Source organism: Bradyrhizobium sp. CIR48 (assembly GCF_014198315.1).
Lineage (GTDB): Bacteria > Pseudomonadota > Alphaproteobacteria > Rhizobiales > Xanthobacteraceae > Bradyrhizobium.
The window spans coordinates 569,846-591,962 of record NZ_JACIHG010000005.1; the positions used below are offsets into that span (position 1 = coordinate 569,846).

A 22,117-nucleotide genomic window follows, 5' to 3' on the forward strand; every position below is an offset into this window, starting at 1 on the left:
GGCAAGCCTCTGGTATGAGGAGCCGGCGTTCCACCTGCTCCGTCGCGCTCCACCCCAATCGTCCTGAACAGGAGGTATCGGCCTCGAAAGGACCGGCACTAGAGCCGGCAGAACGATAATTACGGGGACAATTTCTTAACGAGGACAGACCCAACCCCGATAGAACCGGGATTCTTCGGTCGGCGCAGGGCGAGGCACATTTGATCGTTGCTGCGCAAAGCGCCATCCTTGCGGCGACCACGATCGAATGGGCGTTTGGTATTCGCGCAGCCTAAGTATCCCGACAGAGTTGGGTAACAAGGCGAGAGCAGATACCGAATGCCGCATTACGGAAGGTGCAGATATGGACCTCACAATTATTTCCTTTGAAACGGCCTATCGTCGGATTTTCATTCCTAAAGGAGCCCGTCGAGCCCACGTCGAGCACCCCCTGCTGAAGGAACACGCGGCCGTAACCAGCATTAGTCGCGACGAGGCTGAAATTGCATTCCGGGTTCGCTATTCGGGGTCGACCCACGATTTGCCAGTCGTTGCAGGGCGAAAAGCCAGTGGTGGCGAAGCGGCGACTGTCGAGCTGCTTCACTATCGCAACACGATCTGGTGGCCAATGGTGGGGAGCCTCGATGAGCTGAGCGCCAACTCTTATCGGATACCCCGGGATTCATCAGTCGTCCGGGTCGACGAGTGGTTGAAGTCAATCGAAAGATCTCGCGACCTGCTTAAGATGTTTCCTTGGGGCTTGGAAACCGTCGAGAGAGAATCGGAATCGAGGCGAGTTGTTTCTTGCAACCGCGATGAAGTTCTCTTCCGGGTGCGATCCGCGCTCGACTCGAACTATCTCATCTGCGGCGACGTCGTCTACATTCGGGGTGGCGTTCCAATTTATGTCCAATGGAAAGAAGGCAATCGCCGCTCAATTGTAGTCACCAGCAGCGGCTGCGATCGCCGTGTTGTTGGACGGAGCGATATGTACTCGGCACCAGCCTACTTCGACTGGGAGGAGAGCCAAACGGCCCTTTACGAGGGACGGTTCTGGACTCCAGGCGAAGAGGGTAAAATGAATGTGCACCTAACAAAGTCGCAGCGAACATTTGCTCTCATCGAAACCTGCATTCCCAAGCTGATCCCAGAGACGCTCGCTCGGGATGTTCAGGTCGATGCGTTGTTTCGAGAGGTGAGACGCGTGATTTCTCCGACCCTTCGCCGTGGATTGAAAACGCCCGCAGACCGGACTTTCGGTGCGGCATTCGAACAAAGCATCGCCGAGGCTGCCTTGCCCAAGACCGATTCTTACGCGACCACGGAAGCCCGGATGGAGGCTTTGCGATCACTCCTGTCCTCAGAGTGGAAGATGCTGAAACGATATCCGCTCGGGGCAGCGATCCGTCGATGCGTCCGCAGCTTCCAAGAATTCGAGCAGCGATTTCCACCCGAGACGCTCTCGGAAGAGGATGCGAAGGCCCTTAGTGATCTCTCCCTATTGTCCGAATCGTAGGCCAGGCCCGACGTGACCGAAGCCCGCCTTCTCGACGCGACTTCCGTCATGACCGGCGTGGCCGCGAGAAGTTGATTCCCACGCCGGGCAGAACAGGAATGGCGCGAAGATCAGAAAAGTCTGAACGCGGTCCGTGGAAAAGAGCCGAACTTGCGCGTCCCTGGAAGGCCATTCGCGGGCGCGCCGATATGCCAAAGGTGATTCCCTATGCGTTGCGGCACTCGAGCATCGTGCGCGGTCTACGAAAGGGCTTGCCTATCCAACAGGTCGCCAAACTGCACAACACCTCAGTCAAAATGATCGAGCGGCACTACGCGAAATACATTGCGACCGCCCTGGAAGACCTCGCAAGGACGGCAGTCGTGTCCCTAGTGCCGCGAAGTGATGGAAACGTTGTGCGGATGAGAAAACGCGCGTAAGGGATCATCAGCCGGCCTCGGTCCGCAGGCATAGTGCGAAGTAAATCGAGATCCGGATGCCGTTGACGGCCAGTATCCGGCGTGCGGTGTCGAAGCTGGACTTTTCGCTAGTGCAGCCACCATGGCCGTTGCGCCGCCGCTTCCCGAACAACAGCCCCCTCATGCCGCCAGTAAGCGGACCAGCCACGATGCTTTGATCTGGGCTCAAAACAAGCCATAGGGCGCCGTTAGAGAACTGTAAGATGGGCTCTTGATGATGCTGTGTAGATTCCTGCGGCGGGCACCCATGTTCCCGCCATCATAGAGCGGGAAGCACATGGCGTCGTTCATCAGCTCCGCCAGCGGGTGCATGTCGGTGTAGCTGTCGACCCCGACCACGCGCATGGCGTCATAGACGACGTCGACGCAGGTTTCCGAACAGAATACTTTCGTCATCACGGCAAGTTCGTGTTCCTTGCCCTTGGACAAATCGTACTGCTGGCACGCCTTCCAGGTCAGGTAGCGACAGGCCTCGATCTTCATCTTCATGTCGGCGAGCATGTATCCGACCGTCGAATATTCGATGATCGGATGCGGCCCGGAACGGGCGTCCTTTCTCGCAAATTCGACGGTGTGGTCGAAGGCGGCCCGCATGACCCCGACGCAGGCCGCACCGATCAGCGCGGCCGTCCAGGCGAAGTTGGTCGAAACGATCTCGATCCCGTCCCCCGGTTTGCCGATGATATTACCGGCGGGAACGCGGACATTCTCGAACTTCATGCGCGGCGAGATCGAGGCGCGGTGGCCGGACGTGTCGAGAAGCCCGGTCACCTGCACGCCCGGCGCATTGCCCGGAACCATGATGACCGCGAGCGATTCCTGAGCGCCCTTCGTCGGATCGGTCCGGCAGACCACGGCGTAGAGATGGCAATTCTTGCCGTCCCAGCCGGTGCCGTTCGTGGTGTAGTGCTTCTCACCATTGATGACCCATTCATCGCCTTCGCGGATGGCGAAGGTCTTCACGCCAAAACGCGGATCGGGCGCGTCGAAATTAGCGCCGCCGGTCACCTCGGTGAAGGCCAACGCGCCAAGCAGCGATCCGTCCCTGATGAAATCGGGCAGGAAGCGCCGCTTCTGCTCGTCGGTGCCGAACATGACGACCGGCTTGACGCAAAGGCCGGTCCCGAGCATGGCGCTGGGAACATTGACGTCGACGACACACAATTCTTCCGCCGCAAGGGCAAAATCGAGCGTCGAGACGTCTGTGCCGCCAAACTCCTTAGGAAACAGTCCCTTGACGAAGCCGGCGTCGACGCCCTGCTTGTGGAACGGCCGGATGGAATAGAAGCGTTCATCCGGCCTGGCGTATTTGCGGATCGTCGTTCGCACGTCCTTGAGGACTGTCGTTGCGAAGGCGCGCGCACCATCTCGAAGCGCAATCTGATCTTCGCTCAGCCTGAAATCGATACCCATGGCTACCTCTCCACGAAGGATTACCGCACCATACTGTCACGCCGTCGGCGTCCGTTCTTGGCGAGGAGCGACGAATCAATTGGTCTGGAGTGCCCTTCACATTCTTTAGGCTTGACGGGCTCCTGCGGAGACGGAACTTTATCGGGGCCCGTTTGTGTCAGCACTTGCGGAGGTTTTCATGCCATCATGGACAACGCTCGACCATCCGACCCATGAACAGTTCAGCTATTGGCGCGAGGTGCTCTGCGAAGCCTTCATCACCCTTGATCCGGAAAGGAAGGGGCGCGGCGGCTTCAGGGGCGACGTGACGGCCAATCTGCTGTCGGATGTCAACGTCACGACCCTGGTAACCGAAGAGCATCGCGTCCTGAGAGGGCCGGCCGAGATCAGGAAATCGCCGGTCGAATATTACTTCATCAACATGCAGATCAAGGGCGACGTTCTCGCCAAGCAACGCGGCCGCGAGGTGCTGATCCGTCCTAACGAATTCTACATCGTCGACTCGACCGAGCCGTACGATCTCGACTATCGGTCCGACCTCGAAATCTATTCCTTCAGAGTCCCGAAGAAGCAACTCGAACCATTGTTGAGAAATCCTGCTGAGCGGACGGCAATGCGCGTCAGTCGCGAAACGCCGCTCGGCATGCTCGCCGTCGATTTTCTCCAATCCGTTATCAGGCTTCCCGCCACTATCCCGCCTTCGGCCACACCGGACGTCGCCCGAATCATGACCGAACTGGTGGCGTTGTCGCTCGGCGGGAACGCTGACGCCATGCACCAGCCAGGGGGCGCAATCGACAACGCGCTACTAACCTCGATTCAGAGGTTCATCGACCAGAACCTATCCGATCCGACGCTATCCGTGGAGAAGGTCTGCCACCGGTTTGGGATGTCGCGACGCCATCTGCACCGACTCTTCGAACCCTGCGACATGACCTTCGGAGAGTTCGTGCGAAACCGGCGGCTCGAACTCTGCGCCGCCGAATTTTCGCGAGGATCCTCGCGGCCGATCAGTGTCATCGCGCTTTCGGCGGGTTTCAACGATATCTCCCACTTCAATCACTCGTTTCGAAGACGCTTCGGTGTCTCTCCTCGAGTATTTTGCAACTTGTCCAAGCCATATTAGTGGCGGCTGTAGGTCCAGCTCCTGTGCTCCGAGCCCAAGTACCGCGTTGGCACAAGGAGGTCAGCCGAGGTACCGAAAGTCACGAAGCGCGGAGGCGGAGGGACATCACCAACAGTACCGGCGTCGTGAGAAACAGCTCAGTTGATTTGAACCTGTTTCAGCCGGACGTCCGCTACACCGGAGTTTCGGCAGCTTGGCTGGGCGGCGCCAAGAACCACATGATCGTGATGCCGGATGCGGACATGGACCAGGCGGTCGACGCGCTGATGGGCGCCGCCTATGATTCGGCCGGCGAGCGCTGCATGGCGATCTCGGTGGCCGTTCCGATTGGCGACGCCACCGCCGACGAGCTGATCGAGAAGCTGGTGCCCAAGGTGCGCGCCTTGAACATCGGCCCGGGGACCGATCTGGATGCCGAGATGGGTCCGCTCGTGACGAAGCAACACCTCGAAAAAGTGCGCGGGTACATCGATGCCGGCGTCGACGAAGGCGCAAGCTTGATCGTCGACGGACGTGGCTTCCAGCGTCAAGGTTACGAGAAGGGATACTTTATCGGAGGTACACTGTTCGACCACGTGACGACCGATATGAAGATCTACCGCGAAGAAATCTTTGGTCCCGTACTCGCCGTCGCCCGCGCCAAGTCCTATGACGTCGCCGCGGACATGATCAACAAGCACGAATTCGGCAACGGCACCGCTATCTTCACCCGGGATGGGGATTCCGCTCGGGAGTTCGCGCATCAGATCCATGTCGGCATGGTAGGCATTAATGTGCCGATTCCCGTCCCGATGGCGTTCCATTCGTTCGGCGGCTGGAAGGCTTCGCTATTCGGCGACCATCACATGCACGGCCCCGAGGGCGTCCGGTTCTACACCCGGCTGAAGACGATCACGACGCGATGGCCCACCGGCATTCGTTCTGGCGCTGAATTTGTTATGCCCACTATGTCCTGATCATTCGCGCCGCACAGCAATGAACGGCTCCAGCTCGTTGGGGTCGTTCTCTGGGAAATTTTTGTCGCGTGCCACTGGGCCGCGGCATGGAGGTCGTGGCGGATATGACACCGGCCGCCTATGCCTGCGTTCTCGCTTGGGCCGGCATCACGGTCTTGCCGGATTTCATGGTCCAGCGCGACCTCGCGGAAGAGCGACTCCTACCGCAGTGGTCCCTGCCGGAAGGGGGAATCTACGCGGGCTACCCCGCCGCCCGTTTTAGACCCGCCCGGGTGCGCCACTTCGTCGATCTGCTGATTGAAACTGACCGTCAACGAATCGAGGATGTCGCTGGCACAAAGTTATGAGCGTCAAGTGCGCTAACACGCCCATCCTGCATAGACGCGTTTTTCCTTTGGAAGCATGCTCCTTCCTCTCCGAGAATTCGATAGGCCGCCCGGTGGAGATCGGGCGGCCCGCTTCCTTCGAAACGTATTTTAGCGAGCCGCGAATGACAGCCGCAATCCACCGTTGACGCCGAAATCGTTGCCATTCGCTCGTCCAAACGTGCTTATGGCACTGACTTGAGCGCTCAGTTGATCGGTGAACTGCGCGGCAAGTCCTGTTGCTACCTTACCGTAGGTGCCTCCGGAAAGTCCCGGCACCGGCGAATAGATTGGCAAGAGCGGCGCCTACGTTTCGATCGACAGGAGCGTCCGGTCGCCGCTCAGAAAATCATGCTCTGCGGTCAAGTTGACATATGGTGTTATCAAGCCCGCTGCGAACACGAGAGGCAGTCTGACCTGGACACCGGCACTTCCTGTTAGAGACGCGAGATTCGGCTGGGAGACCGTGAAGGTCAGGAGCGGGTCCCCTGTCTCTGTGTAGGCGTTGATGTGCGAAGTGCCGTAGTTCAGTCCAGCAATCGGACCTACGCGGAATTGCGCAACGTCGAACAGATATCCGCCTCTTGCGCCAAGACTGAACGTTTCTCCGGCAGTGCTGCCTTGAATCGGACTCAGGACGCCGGTGCGATCGAGGCGATATTGGTTATGGCCGTAGGTGGTGACGACGTCGGCGAACCAGTTCGTGTAATTGAAGGAGGCAAATCCACCAAACTGGTACGCATCCATGGCGATGTGTCCAGCTGCGTGGGAAAGACCCACCTTCGGGTTGGAATAGTTGAAGGCGCCGCCAACGAGAATGTTCGGACTGAGCTTGTACCCTGCCCCGATCGTCCCTCCTTCGATTTCGCAGTCGAAGCCATTGGCGCCGACGCGGTCGCCGCGCGAACCGGAATAGTGGGCACCTTCCATGTAGACCGAAAGGGGCTGTTCGGTGATGCCCTGCGATCCGACGCCAGGCGTCTTCAAGACGGGCCCTCTGCCGGCTGCGGGCGCATAGGCAAATGAGTTGCTAGGCCCGTTGGTCAGGGCAGTGCTCGTGCGAAAGGCATCGAGACGCTGGAACAAGCTCCCCGCAAAACTTGCCGAGACCAGCTGAGAAACATCCGCTTGCGCCGCCACCGTGTCGGGCGCGCTGATGAGATTTGTTAAATAACGGGCCATGACATCGAATCCAAGGCTCGTCAGATGGACGCCTTCGGGCTGATAGAGACTCTGCGTTGTCGGGTTGACATACTGGTATGAGCTGAATCCGTAGGCCCCAAGATTGGTCTCAATCTGGCGAGCAAGGCGAGATCCGTCGAACAAGAAGATTCGCACTCCGGTTTGTGCCAGAGGGGCCAGATTTGTCTGTAAGCCCTCAAAGTAGACCTGACTGTAGAGCTTCAAGTTAGAAGGAAGTGGCGCCACAGCAGAAGTTGGCAGCGCCGTAAGATCACTGAACCCGGCAAATACAATGTTGCGCGCTCCGCCGGCCACGAGTTGTTGGACGGCTGCCGTTGCATTGGCCGCGGTCTGATTGCCCAACGCGGTTGCAGCGGAAGACGTAAATTGCTGACCGGTTGGCCCAAACCCGAGTATTGGCGTTATGGCCGCACTCGCAAAGAGCCCGTCGTTCCCACCGATGGAAATCGTCACGAGATCATTGGGTCCGAACGGTTTGCCGTTCCAGGTAGAAAGTTGGAATGGAAGACTAAATGGGAAACCGAACGGATTCAGCACCTGTGTTGTAGACCCGCCGATCGCATAATTGGTCATTTGCGAATTAGCGAGCCCGAGCTGGCTCTGTAGCCAATAGGGATAAGCAACATAAGGATAGGCCGACGCTACGGCTGACGGCGACGCGCCAGAGGATGGATATCCAGACGGATTAGCGAGCAACTTGAAGAAGGCGTTTATGCCACTGTCTGCATAACTGTCGCCGAAAGCCGTGAGACTCGTATACCGAGACTGCGCTTTCGCGGCAGTAACGCCGAGGCCCAGGATTGCGGCGGCGGTGAACAGGCCCATCGTACGGCTAAAGATGCGACTACTGTCTGTCTGGCACCTGCCGACTGCCCCAGCTATCGATTTAGGCCGCGTGCGAATTGCTGTCTTCGTCATGTTTCCTCCCCAGAAGCATGACGACGTTAACTGCGGCTACGAATTCTCAACGACCTCAAACCAGCCAAGCGTATCTAAACTGGCCTCTCAAACGAGCTCACGATGTGGATTTCGCGTGAGTGTGACGAAAATGCGACGGCGAAATGCCAAGAACTTTGACGAACGAGGTCGCCATATGATTGCGCCCTGCGAAGCCGGAAAACCACGCGATTTCGTCAAGCGTATGCGCGGTGCTCAATATGAGCTTTCTTGCATGCTCCACTCGAGCACGAATGATGAACTGATGTGGAGAAAGCCCCGTCGAGCCTCGGAATGATCGCGAGAACTGCCTGGTGCTCATTCCGGCGAAGTCTGCGAGATCCTCGAGGTGGAGCGGCTCGGCAAGACGAGCGTGGATCAAGTCCCTGACAGCATTGAGCTTGCGCAACGGAATGCGGGCGCTTCGACGGTCTCTGATCTCCATTTTGCCTGCTTCAACGGGATGGAGCAAGTGAGCGACCGCCGCGACAATAGATTCCCCAAGCAGCGGGCCAGCCGGATGCCCATTGCGAGCGTCTTCAAACAGAGCCTGCATCAGAGGTGGCATGAAACTCGGGCGTCGAATTTGCGAAAGATTTTCGATCGCCATTGACGGTGTGTAACGCACATCAAGTGCCGACTCTAACAAAGACTTTGAAAGAAAGAGTGTAACGCAGCTCATGGGGGCGATAATGCGTCCACGATAATCTTGATCAGGCACATTGGCCAGAAAGTGGCCTCCAACATCGATGCGGTGGGGCTTCGACACATCCGCAAGGTTCCTGCTCGCAGTCGTAATGACTAACGAACTGAAGGCAGCTTCGAACGAGAATTCAAAAGATGTTGCTGCCGCAGTTAGACCTGCGCCTTTCCAAACGCCGACACTGACGGGGCCAAAAGAAATTGGCCGCGAAGAATCATATTTGTGACCACCGAGCTGAGCTGCGACATCGGACATGACTCTCTCCCCCTTCGAGACACCCAGCTTTTGATGCTAACAGGTCTACGAGTGGCGTCGAGCATCCAGATGTGCCCACCGACCAGGTCGGCCGATGTAGTTCAGGCGGAAGCCCCGTGACGGGTGTATCAGCTCGCTCTGTTATCTAGCTAGAAGCCGGCGCCACACCAGCGCTGCGTAAGCCCGCTCCTACGACCCGCGCTGGCCGCAGGGAGCCCTATGCGGTTCTGCTGCGTAGCACCCGATTGCCGCATTGATAGCCTTATCCTACCGGTTGGGGAAAAGATTCCGATTGGACACCCGCTTAGGCGTTTCGAATAATGACCCCTCTCGCTGGAGTATGAGGGATGCGGTGAGGAAGCCAATGACACGAGTGCCGATCAAGAACTGGGTTCACGCCAACATCTGCGTACGGGATATGGAGCAGACCATACCGTTCTACGAGATGCTGGGGTTCGAGAAATTCTCGGATCTGATCTTCGAAGACAGCTCCGACTGCTGGCGTGGCCTTGGTGTTCCGCCCGGCCAGAAGGACCGACGCTTCCGGGCAGTCTTCATGCGCATCCCGAATGTCGAACGACCCATTCTTGACATCATCCAGTTTCTGGATCCGTCGACCGCGGGCGAGCCTTATCCCACACTGACCAATGTGGGGACTTGCCGGCTATGCTTCGAGGTCGATGATATCGACGCCGTGGCGAAGTTGCTGGCTGACAATGGCGTCGAGATGGTGTCTTCGGTCGCGCGCTACGAGACATCGGAAGGGGTCGCGCCCAACGGCCAGGGCGCACGGTTTCTCTGCTTCCGCGACCCTGACGGGACCTTCCTCGAATACGTGTCCTTCCGCAAGTAGACTAGAAGCTCCGGAACATGCGCGGCGAGGGCAATCCACAAGGCACCGCTGGTGACATGCCGGGACCACCCCGCTCAAATTTTCCGGCGGCAAACCATCTTAGGCGTTGCGGATGGTCAACCCGCCGTCCACCGGAATGACGGCTCCGGTCAGGTAGGATGCCGCCGGAAGCACCAGTGACAACGTCATTTGCGCGACCTCCTCCGGCCGCCCATAGCGCCGCAGCGCGACGCGGCGGCGCGCAAAAGTCTCCTTCTTTCCGTCCGGGATATCGTCAGTCATGCCGGTGTGGATCGCCCCGGGGCATATGCAATTGACCGTGATCCCTTCCGGACCGAGGTCGACCGCGAGCGCTCGGGTCAGTCCGACCACCGCATGCTTAACTGCGACATATGGCGAGTCACCTGGTGTTGCCCCGAGCCCTTCGGTTGAGGCGATGTTGACGATGCGTGCGGCCTCCGAGCGGCGCAGGTGTGGCAGGGCCTCTCGGATGATGCGCTGGTGCGGCGTTATCATGACGTCGATGCAGCGCTGCCACTGCTTTTCATAGTTCTCCGGATCATCAATCGACGCAAAGCCGACAATGCCTGCATTGTTGACAATGATGTCGATGCCGCCGAGACGGTTCGCCACCTCCGCGATTACCCGCCGGATCGCTTCGTGGTCCGCAACGTTAAACGCCAATGGCAAAACCTCGCCGCGAGCGCCTTCGGCACGGATGGCTTCCGCCGCTCGATCGCAGGCCGCCTGATCTAGGTCGGTAAGTGCGACTTTCGCCCCTTGCTGAGCGAAGAGTCGCGCAGTCGCGCACCCCATGCCGCTTGCCGCACCTGTGACGATGGCGGTCTTGCCTGCGATCGAGCGGATATCTTCGGTCATGATCATTTGTCGTCCAGTAAGTACGTCGGCAGCTCAGTGGATCGCCGCGTACATAATCTTCTGTTCGGTCGCCTTGTCGGCAGGAAATTCCGCCACGATGCGGCCGGCGCGCGCCACCAAGATTCGGTCGGAGATCGAAAGGATCTCTGGCAAGTAGGACGAGATCACGACGACGGCCTTCCCTTCGTCCGAAAGCCTGCGGATGATCTGGTGGATCTCCGCGATGGCGCCGACGTCCACACCGCGCGTTGGTTCGTCGAAAATCACAATCGACGGATTCTGCGCAAGCGACTTGCCGATGACAACCTTCTGTTGGTTACCACCAGACAACTCGATTACGCGTGCATTTCGGTTCAGCGCGGCTATCCTCAGCGCTTTAATCCAGCGGGCGGCTACGCTTTCGCGCTCCTTCCGCGCATAGCCTATCGGCGGCCGCCTGCGCGCCGCGAGCTCACCAAGGAAGAGATTGTCGGCGATGTCCATCGTCTCATAGAAGCCGTCGATCTTCCGATCCTCGGTGATGTAGGCGATGCCGTCTCGGATCGCCTGCTTAGGCACGCGGTAGTTCACCGGCTTGTTGTGCAAATAGATCATGCCGCCATTGAAGAAGTCGCGCTTGAGGCTACCGGCGACGATGCGCGCGATTTCTGTGCGTCCGGAGCCTATAAGGCCCGCGATGCCAAGTACTTCGCCCTCGAACAGTGAGAAGGACATGTTGCGCACGGTGGCGCCCATTGTCACATTCTCAATCGAAAGCACTTTCCGTCCGCGGGCGCGGCTTGCCCCTGCGTTGCCAGCATCGCGCCGGTAATGCGTCTGCGCAATGCTGCGCCCGACCATGTGCTTGATGAGCATGTCGCGCGTCAGATCTTTCGCCTCTTCGGTGATGACGTGCTTGCCATCGCGAAGCACGGTGATGCGGTCGGAAATGCGCAGGGCTTCCTCGAGCGCGTGGGAGATGAAGACGATGCCTACACCGCGCGCCCGTAGGTCGCGGATGAGGTGGAAAAAGTGGATGATCTCCTCCGGGGTCAGGCTTGCCGTCGGCTCGTCGAAAATGATTACGCGCGCATTGAGATAGACGGCCCGCGCGATCTCGACCATCTGTCGCTTGGCGGTGCCGAGCGCACTCACCGGCAGATTAGGCTCGACATGGAAATTCAGCGACTGGAGCAATTGTTGCGCGCGAATGTTGCGCCTGTTCGCCGTGTCGAAGAGGCGCTCGATCCCAAGCTCGATGTTTTGAGCAACCGTCATCGTCGGCACCAAGCTCGTCTCCTGGTAGACCATAGCGATCCCGGCGGCGAGCGCGTCAACCGGGCGGTCAAAGCGCACTTCCGTGCCATCGACGAGTAGGCGGCCCGAGGACAGCCGTATCGCGCCGGCGATGGCCTTGCACAGCGTCGACTTGCCAGCACCGTTCTCGCCGACGATCGAATGCACTTCGCCGGAACGGATGTCGAAGTTGAGCTTCTCGATCGCGTGGATGCCGCCGTATAGTTTGCTGCCCTCCTCGACCGCCACGAGAGGCTTGGCGGCCAGCGATTGCGAAGCTTCCCTCATTGTCCGTTCTCCCAGGAGGCCGCGAGAGTTTGCCCCGCGCCTTGCGATACGACCACCAATCCGTCGGCTGTCTCGATGGCTGCGGTAATGCCATGCCAGTTGCCGCCGACGCGGCTGTGCATCGACCGCAGAGGTTCGCCGATCTTGTCGATTTCGACCACCAGCCCGTAGGAGCGCGGAGGAGCCCAGGGTTTCGTCACGCCGAGCTTTTTCACATTTCCCGCCTGCAGCGGCTCGTAATAGGAGCCAGTGGTCGAAAGCGCGGGTCCGATCCAGTAGCGCGGATCGATATAGGCGATCATGTCGTTGCGGAACTCGTCTTCGCGCAAAACGAGCTCCGTCAGATGCGTGCGCATCGCGAAGACACAGACAAGATAGCCGTTGACGGTCCGGGTTATGCGGCCGGGATAGCCCGGCAGGTTTGGGATAATCGCCTTCGCCGCCCCCCCGGCGAGCGGGAGGGAGTGAAGGCTGTGGGTCCACGCTTGCGTGAACAGGACGTCCCGTCGGTCGTCACTAAGACAAAGTCCAGCCGGGAACGACAATTCATCCGCGAGCAGCCGCGCCCCGTTGAGATCAGGCGCGATCGTGACGATCGAGCCCGATCGGTTCTTGTGCATCAGATCATGCAGGAAATCGGCCGGGGCGAACTGACGGCTGCCCTGTGCTGCTAAGATCGTGCCGTCGGGGGCGACCGCCAGAGCGGTCACGCCGCTGAGTTGGATCCCGGCGGCGGCGGAAAGCATGCGGCGGGCTCCGTCTGGTGCGATCGCCCAAATTCCCTCACCCGTAACCGCAACGAGGAGCCGACCGTCCGGATGCGGCGTGATCGCGCCGACCGTTCCCACGAACTCGTGCAGAACCGAATGTGGGGCGTCACTCGCCCCGGAAAGCCGGTAGATCGCCCTGCCTGCCGAAACGAGCAGCCCCCCGTCAGGGGCAGCGCAGATGTCGTTCGCCCCCGGTAGCGGCGGTCCGATCGGCGCCGCCGCGTCGAGAACCTCGTTGGGACTGAGCGGCCCGTCCATGGACGGAATTGCGTGGCGGTCGCGCGATGGGAAGAGCACCTGCTCCAGATCGCGCCTCGTGCGGGCAAAGATGCTCATGACGCGTTCCTCGTGCGGTCGCCCCAATAGGAGTGCCAGCCATCCCAATCGGGATCCGCGCTCGGAAGGCGCACGCGGCCGATGCGGTTGTTCTCAAGTCCGGCGAGATAGAGCCAACCCTTGTGCTCGCGCATCGACGTAATGGTCGCGTGCGCCTTCCCGCCCGGATCCCACAGCGAGGTAACGGGCCGGCCTGCCTCGTCGAACTTGACCACGCACCCATTGTTCAGCCCCGGAAACAGCCATTCGTCGCGCGGTATCTCCTTGATCATTCGCAGCCGGAAACTGGGTTTCGACATTGCGAGGTCGATCGTCGGCGTGCGGATGCCGGTCAGCGCGATCCAGTAGCCGCCGTCGGACGAACGGTTGATGTTATCAGGGTTGCCTGGAAGGTTGTCGATGAAGACTTCGTGCGTTCCCGCCTTCGGTCCGGCGATCCAGTAGCGATAGATCTTGCAGAGCCAGCTTGTCGCGAAGAGAAACGACTGGCCGTCATGCGCCATGCAGATGCCATTCGGGAAAGAGATGTCTTTCAGGATCGTGCGTGTCGTCCCGGCCTTCGGATCGTGGCAGATCAAGCGGCCATTGCCGCGCCCCTCGAGTCCATCGAGATCCCAGCTGTGCATCTCGTATCGGATCGTCGCCTCGCTGAAATAGATCTTTCCGTCCGGCGCGATGTCGAGGTCGTCGGCAAGCCGCAGGCGCCGGTCGTCATTAAGCTTGTACCAGGTGCGATTGGTTTCGTCGGTGTATTTATAAATCTTGCCATCCGGCTTCACGCCGTAGAGTCCCATGCCGCCAACGCAAACGACAAGGTTCTCATCCTTGTCGAAAGCCATGCCGAGCGGCCGGCCGCCAATGCGGGCAAAAATCTCGTGAGTCTCGAAATTTGGTCCGCTAAGGCGATGAATCCAGCCTTCACGCGTGCCGCAATAGAGGCGATCGTGACGGTCGAGGATGACATCCTCTGGTCCTTCCACCAGTCCGAGGCCGACCGCCTCCGCGCCCGACAGCACGTCGTTCTCGGCGTAAGCCGTGCCAATGTCACGACCTAGAGCCGGCGGAGCGTCGTAGGCGACATACGTTGGATTAACGTAGATGCGTTGGACCAGTTTGTGGCGGTTCTTTCCCCATTTGGCATCGAGCGACACCGCACCGATGAGCACCGCGCCCATCATCATCAGCGCGCTGTCGCCACGGACCCCTAGCCGCACGAAACCGTTGATGAGGAGAAAGACGATCCCTGCGCCAATGAGCGCGCGCCAAAATGTTCCCTTGCCCCCGGACAGCGAAACTCCCCCGAGCACAACCGCAGTCAGCGCCTGAACTTCCCAGCCGAGGCCAGTCGTCGCGTCCGCGCTTTCCTGGCGCGCCGCGAAGAGGAAGCCGGCAAGCCCGCACGTGACGCCCGAAAGAACATAGGCGGCGCAAAGATGCCGTTCGACCCGGATCCCGGCGTGCCGCGCGGCCTTGCGGCTCGCGCCGACCGCTGTGAGCTGGATACCCGGACGCGAACGACTGAGATAAACGTGGCCCGCAACCGCGACGACGATGAGAACGCAGACATTTGCCGGCACGCCAAACACAGTTCCGCCGCCGAAGAATTGCCAAGCGTCGCTTGTCTCCGTGGAGACCGCGAGCGAGAACGCGACCTCCTGGCTGAGCATGTTGTACGCGGCGCGCAAAACGATCAGCGACACGAGCGTCGTCAGGAACGGGCGCGTCTTCACGTACCCGACAAGGCCGCCGTTGATGAGTCCGAATGCAGCTCCGACCATGACCGTGCCGACGAGCGTCGCCCACACCGGAAGCCCGACCACCTTGAACAAGAAAAGCGCCGCCAGATTCGCCATTGCGAAGATCGCCCCGACACTGAGGTCGATTCCCCCCGAGATGATTACGAGCGCCATGGCTATCGCGACGAGCCCGAACTCGGGAAATTGCGTCACGAGCGACTGGACGCCGTTAAGCGTCGCGTAGTTTGGGATGGTCCAGGCGAAACCCAGGAACATTCCAATGAGCACGACGAACGGAATCGCCGGCTCCATCCAGGTCTTAGCAAGGAGTTCGGACAGCCAGAGCTTGATCGACCAGCGATAGGCAAGCCGCTGCACGAAGTTTGGGCGTTGCGGAGCAAGGATCTGCTGTGTCATGGATGGGTCACCCGGATTATTGTGCAACTGTGTTGAGGCGGCTCAGTCACAAGCAAAGAGAGCGGCCACCCCCTCCAAGGCGGGCGGCCACAATCGGCTAAGGATCAAAGCAGGCGGCACCTTTGCCGTTCTGCTTGTCAAGCCAGACAACATGCGAGAAGTCGGCGATCTTAAACGTTCCCGCCTTTTGCCCGGACTGCAGCAGGAGCTTTGCGAGCTGCACGATGTCGTGTCCCTGGAGACGCGCGTCGTAGTTCGCGTAGCCGTCGAACAGCCCTTCCTGCAATGCATCGCAGTCACTGCGTACGCCCTCTCCCGAAGCGACGACAGTCACCTGATCCAACTTGCCCGCGTCCTTGATTGCTTGAGCTGCTCCTCGTTGCATCACCCCCCACATACCTATGCTGGCGCAAAGATCCGAGTGTTGCTGAAGCACAGTGCTTGTGATCGCTTGCGCCTTGCTGGCGTCCCAATCGGCAGCCTGGTTCGAGACCACCTTGATGGCGGGATCCTTCTTGAGCTCCGCGAGCACCGCCTGCGTCTGTTCGAGGCTCGCGCCGGCCGTCGCCTCGCCCATGACGATCTGAACCTTGCCGGACGTGTTCGAGCCATTCCCGCATTTCTTGATGACGTGATCGGCCATCATCTTTCCGATGCTTTCCCAATCGCCGCCGGTGTAGGCGTCGGTCTTGTAGTTCGATCCTTGGTTGATCTGGATGACATAGATCCCAGCCTTTTCGGCTCGCTCAAGTTCCTTGGCGAGAATCGTAACGTTCGGATTCTGCACCACGAGGACGTTGGGCTTTTCGTCTATGAGCGCAGAGATCACCTGCAGCTGGGCATTGGCGTTCCAGTTCGGATCCTTGACGATCAGTTTCATGCCGAGCGCTGCGGTCTCGTCCTTCAGCACGCGCGCCCATTCCGTCGCCAAAGGCGAGGCAAGAATTTGCGGGACATACGCGATCGTCTTGCCTTCAACGGCAGCCCGTTCCCGCTGCTTCAATTCTTTAGAGCTGCCCGCGCCGGACAGTTGGTCGGCAGAAACAGTCGACATCCCGAGAAAAGAGGCTGCCGCGAGCGAGACAGCGAAACCTATATAGCTACATTTCATTGTGTTTCTCCCTATATTCTGGTTGCAGTTTCCGCACATGGGGGATCAGTCCCCTTGTTTGGCGGTCTCCTCATCCCGCGGATGAAGTCGATTGTCGGTGATGATCGCCCCAAGCAGGACGAGCCCCTTGATGATGTCCTGCCCAAGGTTCGAGAAATTGAGAAGCGTGAGCCCATTGAGCAGTGTTCCAATGAGCGCGGCGCCAACGAATACGCTCGGGACGCCGCCACGCCCGCCGACAAGACTGACACCTCCCAGGACCACGACAAGGATCACATCGAAGATCACCGTCGACTCGACAAACCGGAGATTGAGACTGCCTGTCGAGGAGGTCAGCACGACTCCTGCTACAAAGGCGATGGCCGCTGACAACATGTATTGGCCGATCACGAGCGGGCGCACGCCAATGCCTGAAAGGCGCGCCGTCAGCGCGTTGTCACCGTAGGCGTAGATAAAACGGCCGACGACCGTTTTGCTCAGCAAGAGGTTCACAACGATGGCCGTTGCCCCGAAAAACAGTATCGGCGATGGAACACCCAGCAATCGTCCCTGCCCGATGGCCAGGAAGAGCTGCGCAGCCTTCGGCGGGTAAATGATGATCTGATCCATGAGGTTGCGCGTGAGACCGCTGATCAGGAACGTCGTCGCGAGCGTAGCGAAGAGTGCGGGCACTTCGAGGAAGGCGATGACAAAGCCGTTGACGGCACCAACGGCCAGAGCAGTCAGCAATCCCGCCGCCAGCGACAGGGGCAAGCCGTGGCCGGCATTGAGCATCGACAGCAACGCCGCTGAACTTGCCACCATGGTTGCGACGATGCTCAGATCGAGTCCTCGGCCGATCACGACAATCGCCATCCCGAGGGCCATGATGCCAAGGATGGAAACGTTTCGCGCCATCGTCAGCAGGTTCCCTAGAGTGGCAAAACCGTCTAACAACACAGAGAAGACGATGATCGTTACGATCGTGACGAGCAGAACGACCCGCTCCTGCGAGAGCTGGGGAAGGTGAAATGCCAGCCTGTGCGAAGCGACTAGGTTGTTTTGCATCGTGACCTCCTTGATTCGATTGAACCGTATGACTGCGGTCGCACCGCGCCATCGGCGAACTGCGTGTCAACCCGAACGATCTCAGACGCCCTGAGGCTAGGTTGGACCAGTGAAGAGCGGCGTCCGCTTCCGGCTGAGGCATTCAGCGGCGCGAAAGCGGGCATCGCCGGAACGACGTTGCTCCGACCGCCTCGGTGGTGTCAGCTCAAGGATCAAGAGGGTCTCCCCGCTCTAGGGACTTTTCTACGGGGCTCGAAGTCGAGCGACGATTTCGCCTGCTCGCTTACCATCCTCAGCGATCATAGTGAGAGCTCGCCGAACTTCTTCCATATCTGGCCGTTGAGCGCTCAGCCAATTCAGCCCGGCCTCTGCATTAATGATCGTCGCTGTGAGCGCGTCGACGATCGCACCATAGGTGCGCACAAATTCCGCTGAGGTCGGCAATGACGCTTCGCGCTTTTCCTCATCAAAACGTCCTTCAGGTTCGCGGAAGCCGGTGCTATGCACTGCCTTAGCTTCTTGCCGAGAAGCGTTTGCAGCCTTGCGGAGCACATCGAGTACGAGTTCGGCCTGCGACATCATTGGCACGTGGCTGCCGTTGGCCTCAAAGACAGTGCCGTTCATGCGTTTTGTCACAGAACGTTGAAGCCCCGGTTGGCCGGCGCGGTCCGTGTTAGCCACGATGTACGAACTCGGCTTCCACTTCCAGGACATCGCTCGCTCCTCTAGTGGGCTGTGGGAAGGATCCGGGTCGGCCGGAGGGGCCGCTCTAACGTCGATGCAACGAGCCAACGCCTCTCGGCCAGTTCTCATGAGTTTATGAGTCCCATATGTTGGGCATACGCTGAGGACATCTGCGTCCTTATGGGTACCCGCCCTAGCGGGCGAACCACCGACGTGTGCGCGATCATGATGCGTATCTCCCACGCCTAGGCCGCGCTCTGGCGACTACGCGCCAGCTCAAGATCGCGCAGTTCCTTGCGCTTGACCTTTCCGCTCGGCGTCTTCGGCAGTTCAGAGACGAATTCGATCCGGCGCGGATACTTATAGGGCGCGGTTTGCGCTTTCACGTGGTTCTGGATCTCGCGAGCAAGCTCGTCGCCGGGCTCGTGCCCGTCGTGGAGGACGACGAAGGCCTTGACCACGACACCACGCTTGTCGTCAGGGCTGGCCACGGCAGCGCATTCCCGCACCGCCGGATAGGACATCACGACGCTTTCAACCTCGGTAGGTCCGATACGGTATCCGGCGGCGTTGATGACGTCGTCCGATCGCCCCTCGTACCAAAAATAACCGTCATCGTCCTTGCGTCCGAGATCGCCCGTGATGAACCAGCGCACCCCTGACGCGCTCGTGCGAAAACACGCCTCCGTTCGTTCCGGATCATTCCAGTAGCCGAGCATCAAACCGTGAAAGGGCGCGCGCAGTGCGACGTGGCCGACTTGTCCTGGTGGTAGCGGCTCGAACGTCTCCTCGTCGACTATGTCGACCGGCATGCCGGGCATGGGCAACCCCATTGATCCGGGCTTGATGCGTGTCACGGGAAAATTGCCGACCGACATGAAACTCTCGGTCTGCCCGTAAGACTCGTGGAACCGCGTTCCCGTCAACTCCATCCAACGATATGCCGTCGGAGCGTCGAGTGCCTCGCCTCCCGTTATCGAAAGCCGCAGCCGCGACAAATCGTACTCCGAGACCTTTTCGCCAAGCATCCAGCGATATTCGGACGCTGCGGCGGCGAACAGAGTTATGCCGTAGCGCTCCATGAGTTGGAGGCGAACCTTTGGATCGAAGGGACCGTCATAGGTGAAAGCGCATACTCCCGCGAGCCACGGCCCGATCAGCGTGCATGTTGCGGAAAATGCCCAGCCGGTATCCGCTGTGCCCCAACAGATGTCGTCGCGGCGTTGTCGGTTGAGGTCGAACCAGTAAGCGGCGATTTCCAGGAACCCGTAGGCGAAATAGGCGGAATGTGTGACGCCCTTCGGTAGTCCGCTCGAACCGGACGTAAAGTAGATGACGCCAGGATCAGCGCGCGTCATTGCTTCGCTCGCCGCAACGGATGAGGCCGAGGCCATGCAGGCGACGAGATCTTCCCAACCATCGGCTTCGCCGGCGCCATATGGAACAACGAGGCGCACGCAGCCCGGATCGAGAAGCTCCTCCAATTTGTGAGCTTGGCCACAAACCGTAATCACTGCTTTCGGCTGCGTCTGGCCGATGCGGTATTCGAGATCCTTTGGTGTCAACATGGTCAGTGAAGGCAGCGACACCGCGCCTATGCGAAACAGCGCGATCATGGTCATTTGCCATTCGGGAATGCGTGGAAGCATGACGATGACGCGATCGCCGCGCCCTACTCCCCTTTCGCGCAGCACGTTGGCAATGCGCTTCGATGCCTCCGAAATCTCGGCGAATGTGAAGCGCCGCTCGTCGCCTTTGTCGTTTGTCCAGATCAGGGCCATCCGAGACGGATCGCGTCCGTATTCGTCGATAACATCGGCATAGTTGAACGTCGGCGGGTCGTCTGGTCGCCGGTAGTCCTTGATGAAGGTCGCATAGTCCTCCATTGGGGGCAGTAACATTGCTGTTTCCTCCTCTTTACGGTCGTGGGCGTCACCCATGCCCGCCGTTTATTTCCGCGGGGTTCCGCTTGTTTTGGTTCTCGAGTTCAATGCGTTCCGGCTGCTGTTCTTGGCGAACCGCCGCTGCAGCCGATGCGCATCAACGCGCGTTCAAAAAGGGCGACGGCGGTCTCGTGCAACAGCCGACCAGTCTCCATCGGCGCCTTGCCCTCGCACGCACGTGCGTAGGTGCCCTCCAGGATTATTCCGAGCCGATAGCAAGCCAGCACGACGTACCATTCGATGTGGGTCAGATCGCGCGCAGTTAACTGCCCATAATGCTCAATCAGATCCTCGGCTCGCGGGAATCCCTCCCATGGCTCGATCTTCAGCACCGGCAGTTCAGGAAGGCCTGACTCGCGCCAGGTCGCGATGATCCAACCGAGATCGACGAGCGGATCGCCGATGCTGGCAAGCTCCCAGTCCACGATTGCGGCAAGCGCCGGCGCATCATGACGAAACATGACGTTGGCGAACTGATAGTCACCGTGCAGGATGCCAGGCGCAGACGGCGGAGGAAGATTAGCGGCAAGCCAACTGGCGACCGCCGCAACGCCCGGAATTCCGGCCGGTCCCGGCCAGTTCTCATGAAGGGCATAGGCCTCCAGCTGCCGTCGCCAGCGCTCGACCTGACGATCAAGGTAGCCGTCCGGATTCCCAAAACCCTCGAGGCCGACTTTGCGGTAATCGAGCCTGTGCAGCGCTGCAATTCCCTCGATAAGGGCGAAGCCCATCCTGCGCCGCCAGTCGGCATTTTCGTTGTGGGGCGCCGGCAGGCCCACGACCGGATTGAAGCCTTCGACTGGCTCCATCAAGTAGAACGCAACGCCGAGAGGATCAGTCTCGCCACAACTGGCGACCAGACGCGGATGGGGAACGTCACTCTTGGCAATCGCGGCGAGCAGTCGCGCTTCCCGCCGCATCGTCTCGTTGCTATTGGGTCGCGGCGCTGACGGTGGTCGGCGCAGGACATAGTCCCTGCCCGACCGTGAGAAGCGGATCAAGGCATTCTGGGTGCCGCCGCTCAAATGCATGATATCGGTAATCAGGCCTGTACCCAGACCCCGCGCGTCCATCCAGCCGGCGAGCCGGTCGACGTCGACAAGCGCGTTCGCCGCCGCGGTCATAGGAGCATCCCGCCATCGGCAAGGATGGTTTGCCCCGTGACGTAACCCGCCAAGGGAGAGGCGAGAAATAGCGCCACTCCCGCCATCTCCTCTGGGGTTCCGAAGCGTCCCATCGGGATGCGCGCCAACGCTGCTTCGGAGCGCTTGGCATCGTCCGTTGTGATTGCGGTCAGGCGCGTCGGAATGAGGCCGGGCGCGATGCCGTTCACGCGGACGCCCTTCTCAGCGAACGTCTGGGCGAGCGTACGCACGAGGCCCACTGCCCCCGCCTTCGATGCGTTGTACGCAGGATTTCCGCGCGTCGCATGATAGGCGGCGGAGGACGAGACCACGATCATTGATCCGCGTGATTTCGTCAGCATCGGTTCAAATTTGTTCGAACATGCCATCAGGCTCGTTAGATTGACCCCGAGGACCTTCTGAAACGACGGAATCTCGAATTCTTGCCTCCGGTACAAAACAAAGCCTTGCGATTGGACGAGCACATCGAGTCGATCGAATGGAGGCTGGTAGGATTCGATCGCGTCGAAATTTGAAACATCCATCTGTTGATAGTGCAGACCTTCGAGATTCGAATCTGCCACGTCGGCATAGGCCCTTGCGTCGGCTTTCGTGCCCCAGACGTGGACGGTCGCACCGTGCCCGCGGAAAGTCTGCGCGATGGCGTTGCCAATTCCGCCGCTACCGCCGACAACGAGTACAGTACGGCCTGAAAAATCGAGGTTGAACCGGGCCAGCATGGAG

The 22,117-nt window shown here is 59.7% G+C and carries 17 protein-coding genes and 2 pseudogenes; 6 read left to right on the forward strand and 13 right to left on the reverse strand.

Annotated features, from left to right (window positions below):
- Positions 1-343: 343 nt before the first annotated feature.
- Positions 344-1,495: a hypothetical protein gene (locus GGD66_RS19100; RefSeq protein ID WP_183258651.1), complete on the forward strand. Its 1,152-nt coding sequence runs from the start codon at positions 344-346 to the stop codon at positions 1,493-1,495.
- A gap of 113 nt (positions 1,496-1,608) precedes the next feature.
- Positions 1,609-1,914: pseudogene (locus tag GGD66_RS41555) on the forward strand (integrase); the annotation flags it as partial.
- A gap of 204 nt (positions 1,915-2,118) precedes the next feature.
- On the opposite strand, the gene GGD66_RS19105 reads toward GGD66_RS41555, so the two are convergent.
- Entirely contained in the window at positions 2,119-3,366 is a 1,248-nt protein-coding gene (locus tag GGD66_RS19105) for an acyl-CoA dehydrogenase family protein (RefSeq protein WP_183258652.1), read from the reverse strand.
- A gap of 178 nt (positions 3,367-3,544) precedes the next feature.
- Here GGD66_RS19105 and GGD66_RS19110 point away from each other — a divergent pair, with 178 nt between their 5' ends.
- The 3 genes and pseudogenes from GGD66_RS19110 (at position 3,545) to GGD66_RS19120 (ending at position 5,795) form a co-directional block, all read left to right on the forward strand.
- Positions 3,545-4,492, forward strand: a complete 948-nt coding sequence (locus tag GGD66_RS19110; RefSeq protein WP_183258653.1) for a helix-turn-helix domain-containing protein — start codon at positions 3,545-3,547, stop codon at positions 4,490-4,492.
- A 179-nt stretch (positions 4,493-4,671) separates the two neighbouring features.
- Positions 4,672-5,448: pseudogene (locus GGD66_RS19115) on the forward strand (aldehyde dehydrogenase family protein); the annotation flags it as partial.
- A gap of 68 nt (positions 5,449-5,516) precedes the next feature.
- Positions 5,517-5,795, forward strand: a complete 279-nt coding sequence (locus GGD66_RS19120) for a LysR substrate-binding domain-containing protein (protein ID WP_312014145.1) — start codon at positions 5,517-5,519, stop codon at positions 5,793-5,795.
- A 324-nt stretch (positions 5,796-6,119) separates the two neighbouring features.
- Here the strand turns inward: GGD66_RS19120 and GGD66_RS19125 are convergent, their stop codons facing one another.
- Positions 6,120-7,934, reverse strand: a complete 1,815-nt coding sequence (locus GGD66_RS19125; RefSeq protein WP_183258654.1) for an autotransporter domain-containing protein — start codon at positions 7,932-7,934, stop codon at positions 6,120-6,122.
- Positions 7,935-8,031: 97 nt separating this feature from the next.
- Positions 8,032-8,910: a helix-turn-helix domain-containing protein gene (locus GGD66_RS19130; protein ID WP_183258655.1), complete on the reverse strand. Its 879-nt coding sequence runs from the start codon at positions 8,908-8,910 to the stop codon at positions 8,032-8,034.
- Between the two features lie 364 nt (positions 8,911-9,274).
- On the opposite strand from GGD66_RS19130, the gene GGD66_RS19135 reads away from it, so the two are divergent.
- On the forward strand, positions 9,275-9,763 hold the full coding sequence (locus tag GGD66_RS19135; protein WP_183258656.1) for a VOC family protein: 489 nt from the start codon (positions 9,275-9,277) through the stop codon (positions 9,761-9,763).
- 99 nt (positions 9,764-9,862) lie between these two features.
- Here the strand turns inward: GGD66_RS19135 and GGD66_RS19140 are convergent, their stop codons facing one another.
- The 10 genes from GGD66_RS19140 to GGD66_RS19185 form a co-directional block, all read right to left on the reverse strand.
- Complete coding sequence (locus GGD66_RS19140; RefSeq protein WP_183258657.1) at positions 9,863-10,648, reverse strand: SDR family NAD(P)-dependent oxidoreductase; 786 nt, start codon at positions 10,646-10,648, stop codon at positions 9,863-9,865.
- A 27-nt stretch (positions 10,649-10,675) separates the two neighbouring features.
- The gene (locus GGD66_RS19145) at positions 10,676-12,205 is read right to left on the reverse strand and encodes a sugar ABC transporter ATP-binding protein (protein ID WP_183258658.1); all 1,530 of its coding nucleotides are present in this window, start codon (positions 12,203-12,205) and stop codon (positions 10,676-10,678) included.
- On the reverse strand, positions 12,202-13,311 hold the full coding sequence (locus tag GGD66_RS19150; RefSeq protein WP_183258659.1) for an SMP-30/gluconolactonase/LRE family protein: 1,110 nt from the start codon (positions 13,309-13,311) through the stop codon (positions 12,202-12,204). The genes GGD66_RS19145 and GGD66_RS19150 overlap by 4 nt, the downstream gene beginning before the upstream one ends.
- Positions 13,308-15,425, reverse strand: a complete 2,118-nt coding sequence (locus GGD66_RS19155; protein ID WP_312014146.1) for an ABC transporter permease subunit — start codon at positions 15,423-15,425, stop codon at positions 13,308-13,310. Before GGD66_RS19155 ends, GGD66_RS19150 begins: the two co-directional genes overlap by 4 nt.
- Positions 15,426-15,561: 136 nt before the next feature.
- A complete protein-coding gene (locus GGD66_RS19160) occupies positions 15,562-16,575 on the reverse strand; it encodes a sugar ABC transporter substrate-binding protein (protein ID WP_183258661.1) in 1,014 nt (337 codons plus the stop codon).
- A 45-nt stretch (positions 16,576-16,620) separates the two neighbouring features.
- Entirely contained in the window at positions 16,621-17,622 is a 1,002-nt protein-coding gene (locus tag GGD66_RS19165; RefSeq protein ID WP_183258662.1) for an ABC transporter permease, read from the reverse strand.
- A 243-nt stretch (positions 17,623-17,865) separates the two neighbouring features.
- On the reverse strand, positions 17,866-18,246 hold the full coding sequence (locus tag GGD66_RS19170) for a hypothetical protein (RefSeq protein ID WP_183258663.1): 381 nt from the start codon (positions 18,244-18,246) through the stop codon (positions 17,866-17,868).
- Positions 18,247-18,551: 305 nt separating this feature from the next.
- Positions 18,552-20,246, reverse strand: a complete 1,695-nt coding sequence (locus GGD66_RS19175; RefSeq protein ID WP_183258664.1) for an acyl-CoA synthetase — start codon at positions 20,244-20,246, stop codon at positions 18,552-18,554.
- Positions 20,247-20,293: 47 nt separating this feature from the next.
- Positions 20,294-21,373, reverse strand: a complete 1,080-nt coding sequence (locus GGD66_RS19180; protein ID WP_183258665.1) for a phosphotransferase family protein — start codon at positions 21,371-21,373, stop codon at positions 20,294-20,296.
- Positions 21,370-22,113 carry an SDR family NAD(P)-dependent oxidoreductase gene (locus GGD66_RS19185; protein ID WP_183258666.1) on the reverse strand — a complete coding sequence of 248 codons (744 nt, stop codon included), beginning with the start codon at positions 22,111-22,113 and terminating at the stop codon, positions 21,370-21,372. Before GGD66_RS19185 ends, GGD66_RS19180 begins: the two co-directional genes overlap by 4 nt.
- Positions 22,114-22,117 lie beyond the last annotated feature (4 nt).

Coding starts and splice junctions, on each gene's coding strand:
- GGD66_RS19100 (WP_183258651.1), top strand. CDS start 344: ATGGACCTCACAATTATTTCCTTTGAAACGGCCTATCGTCGGATTTTC.
- GGD66_RS19105 (WP_183258652.1), bottom strand. CDS start 3,366: ATGGGTATCGATTTCAGGCTGAGCGAAGATCAGATTGCGCTTCGAGAT.
- GGD66_RS19110 (WP_183258653.1), top strand. CDS start 3,545: ATGCCATCATGGACAACGCTCGACCATCCGACCCATGAACAGTTCAGC.
- GGD66_RS19125 (WP_183258654.1), bottom strand. CDS start 7,934: ATGACGAAGACAGCAATTCGCACGCGGCCTAAATCGATAGCTGGGGCA.
- GGD66_RS19130 (WP_183258655.1), bottom strand. CDS start 8,910: ATGTCCGATGTCGCAGCTCAGCTCGGTGGTCACAAATATGATTCTTCG.
- GGD66_RS19135 (WP_183258656.1), top strand. CDS start 9,275: ATGACACGAGTGCCGATCAAGAACTGGGTTCACGCCAACATCTGCGTA.
- GGD66_RS19140 (WP_183258657.1), bottom strand. CDS start 10,648: ATGATCATGACCGAAGATATCCGCTCGATCGCAGGCAAGACCGCCATC.
- GGD66_RS19145 (WP_183258658.1), bottom strand. CDS start 12,205: ATGAGGGAAGCTTCGCAATCGCTGGCCGCCAAGCCTCTCGTGGCGGTC.
- GGD66_RS19150 (WP_183258659.1), bottom strand. CDS start 13,311: ATGAGCATCTTTGCCCGCACGAGGCGCGATCTGGAGCAGGTGCTCTTC.
- GGD66_RS19160 (WP_183258661.1), bottom strand. CDS start 16,575: ATGAAATGTAGCTATATAGGTTTCGCTGTCTCGCTCGCGGCAGCCTCT.
- GGD66_RS19165 (WP_183258662.1), bottom strand. CDS start 17,622: ATGCAAAACAACCTAGTCGCTTCGCACAGGCTGGCATTTCACCTTCCC.
- GGD66_RS19170 (WP_183258663.1), bottom strand. CDS start 18,246: ATGAACGGCACTGTCTTTGAGGCCAACGGCAGCCACGTGCCAATGATG.
- GGD66_RS19175 (WP_183258664.1), bottom strand. CDS start 20,246: ATGGGTGACGCCCACGACCGTAAAGAGGAGGAAACAGCAATGTTACTG.
- GGD66_RS19180 (WP_183258665.1), bottom strand. CDS start 21,373: ATGACCGCGGCGGCGAACGCGCTTGTCGACGTCGACCGGCTCGCCGGC.
- GGD66_RS19185 (WP_183258666.1), bottom strand. CDS start 22,113: ATGCTGGCCCGGTTCAACCTCGATTTTTCAGGCCGTACTGTACTCGTT.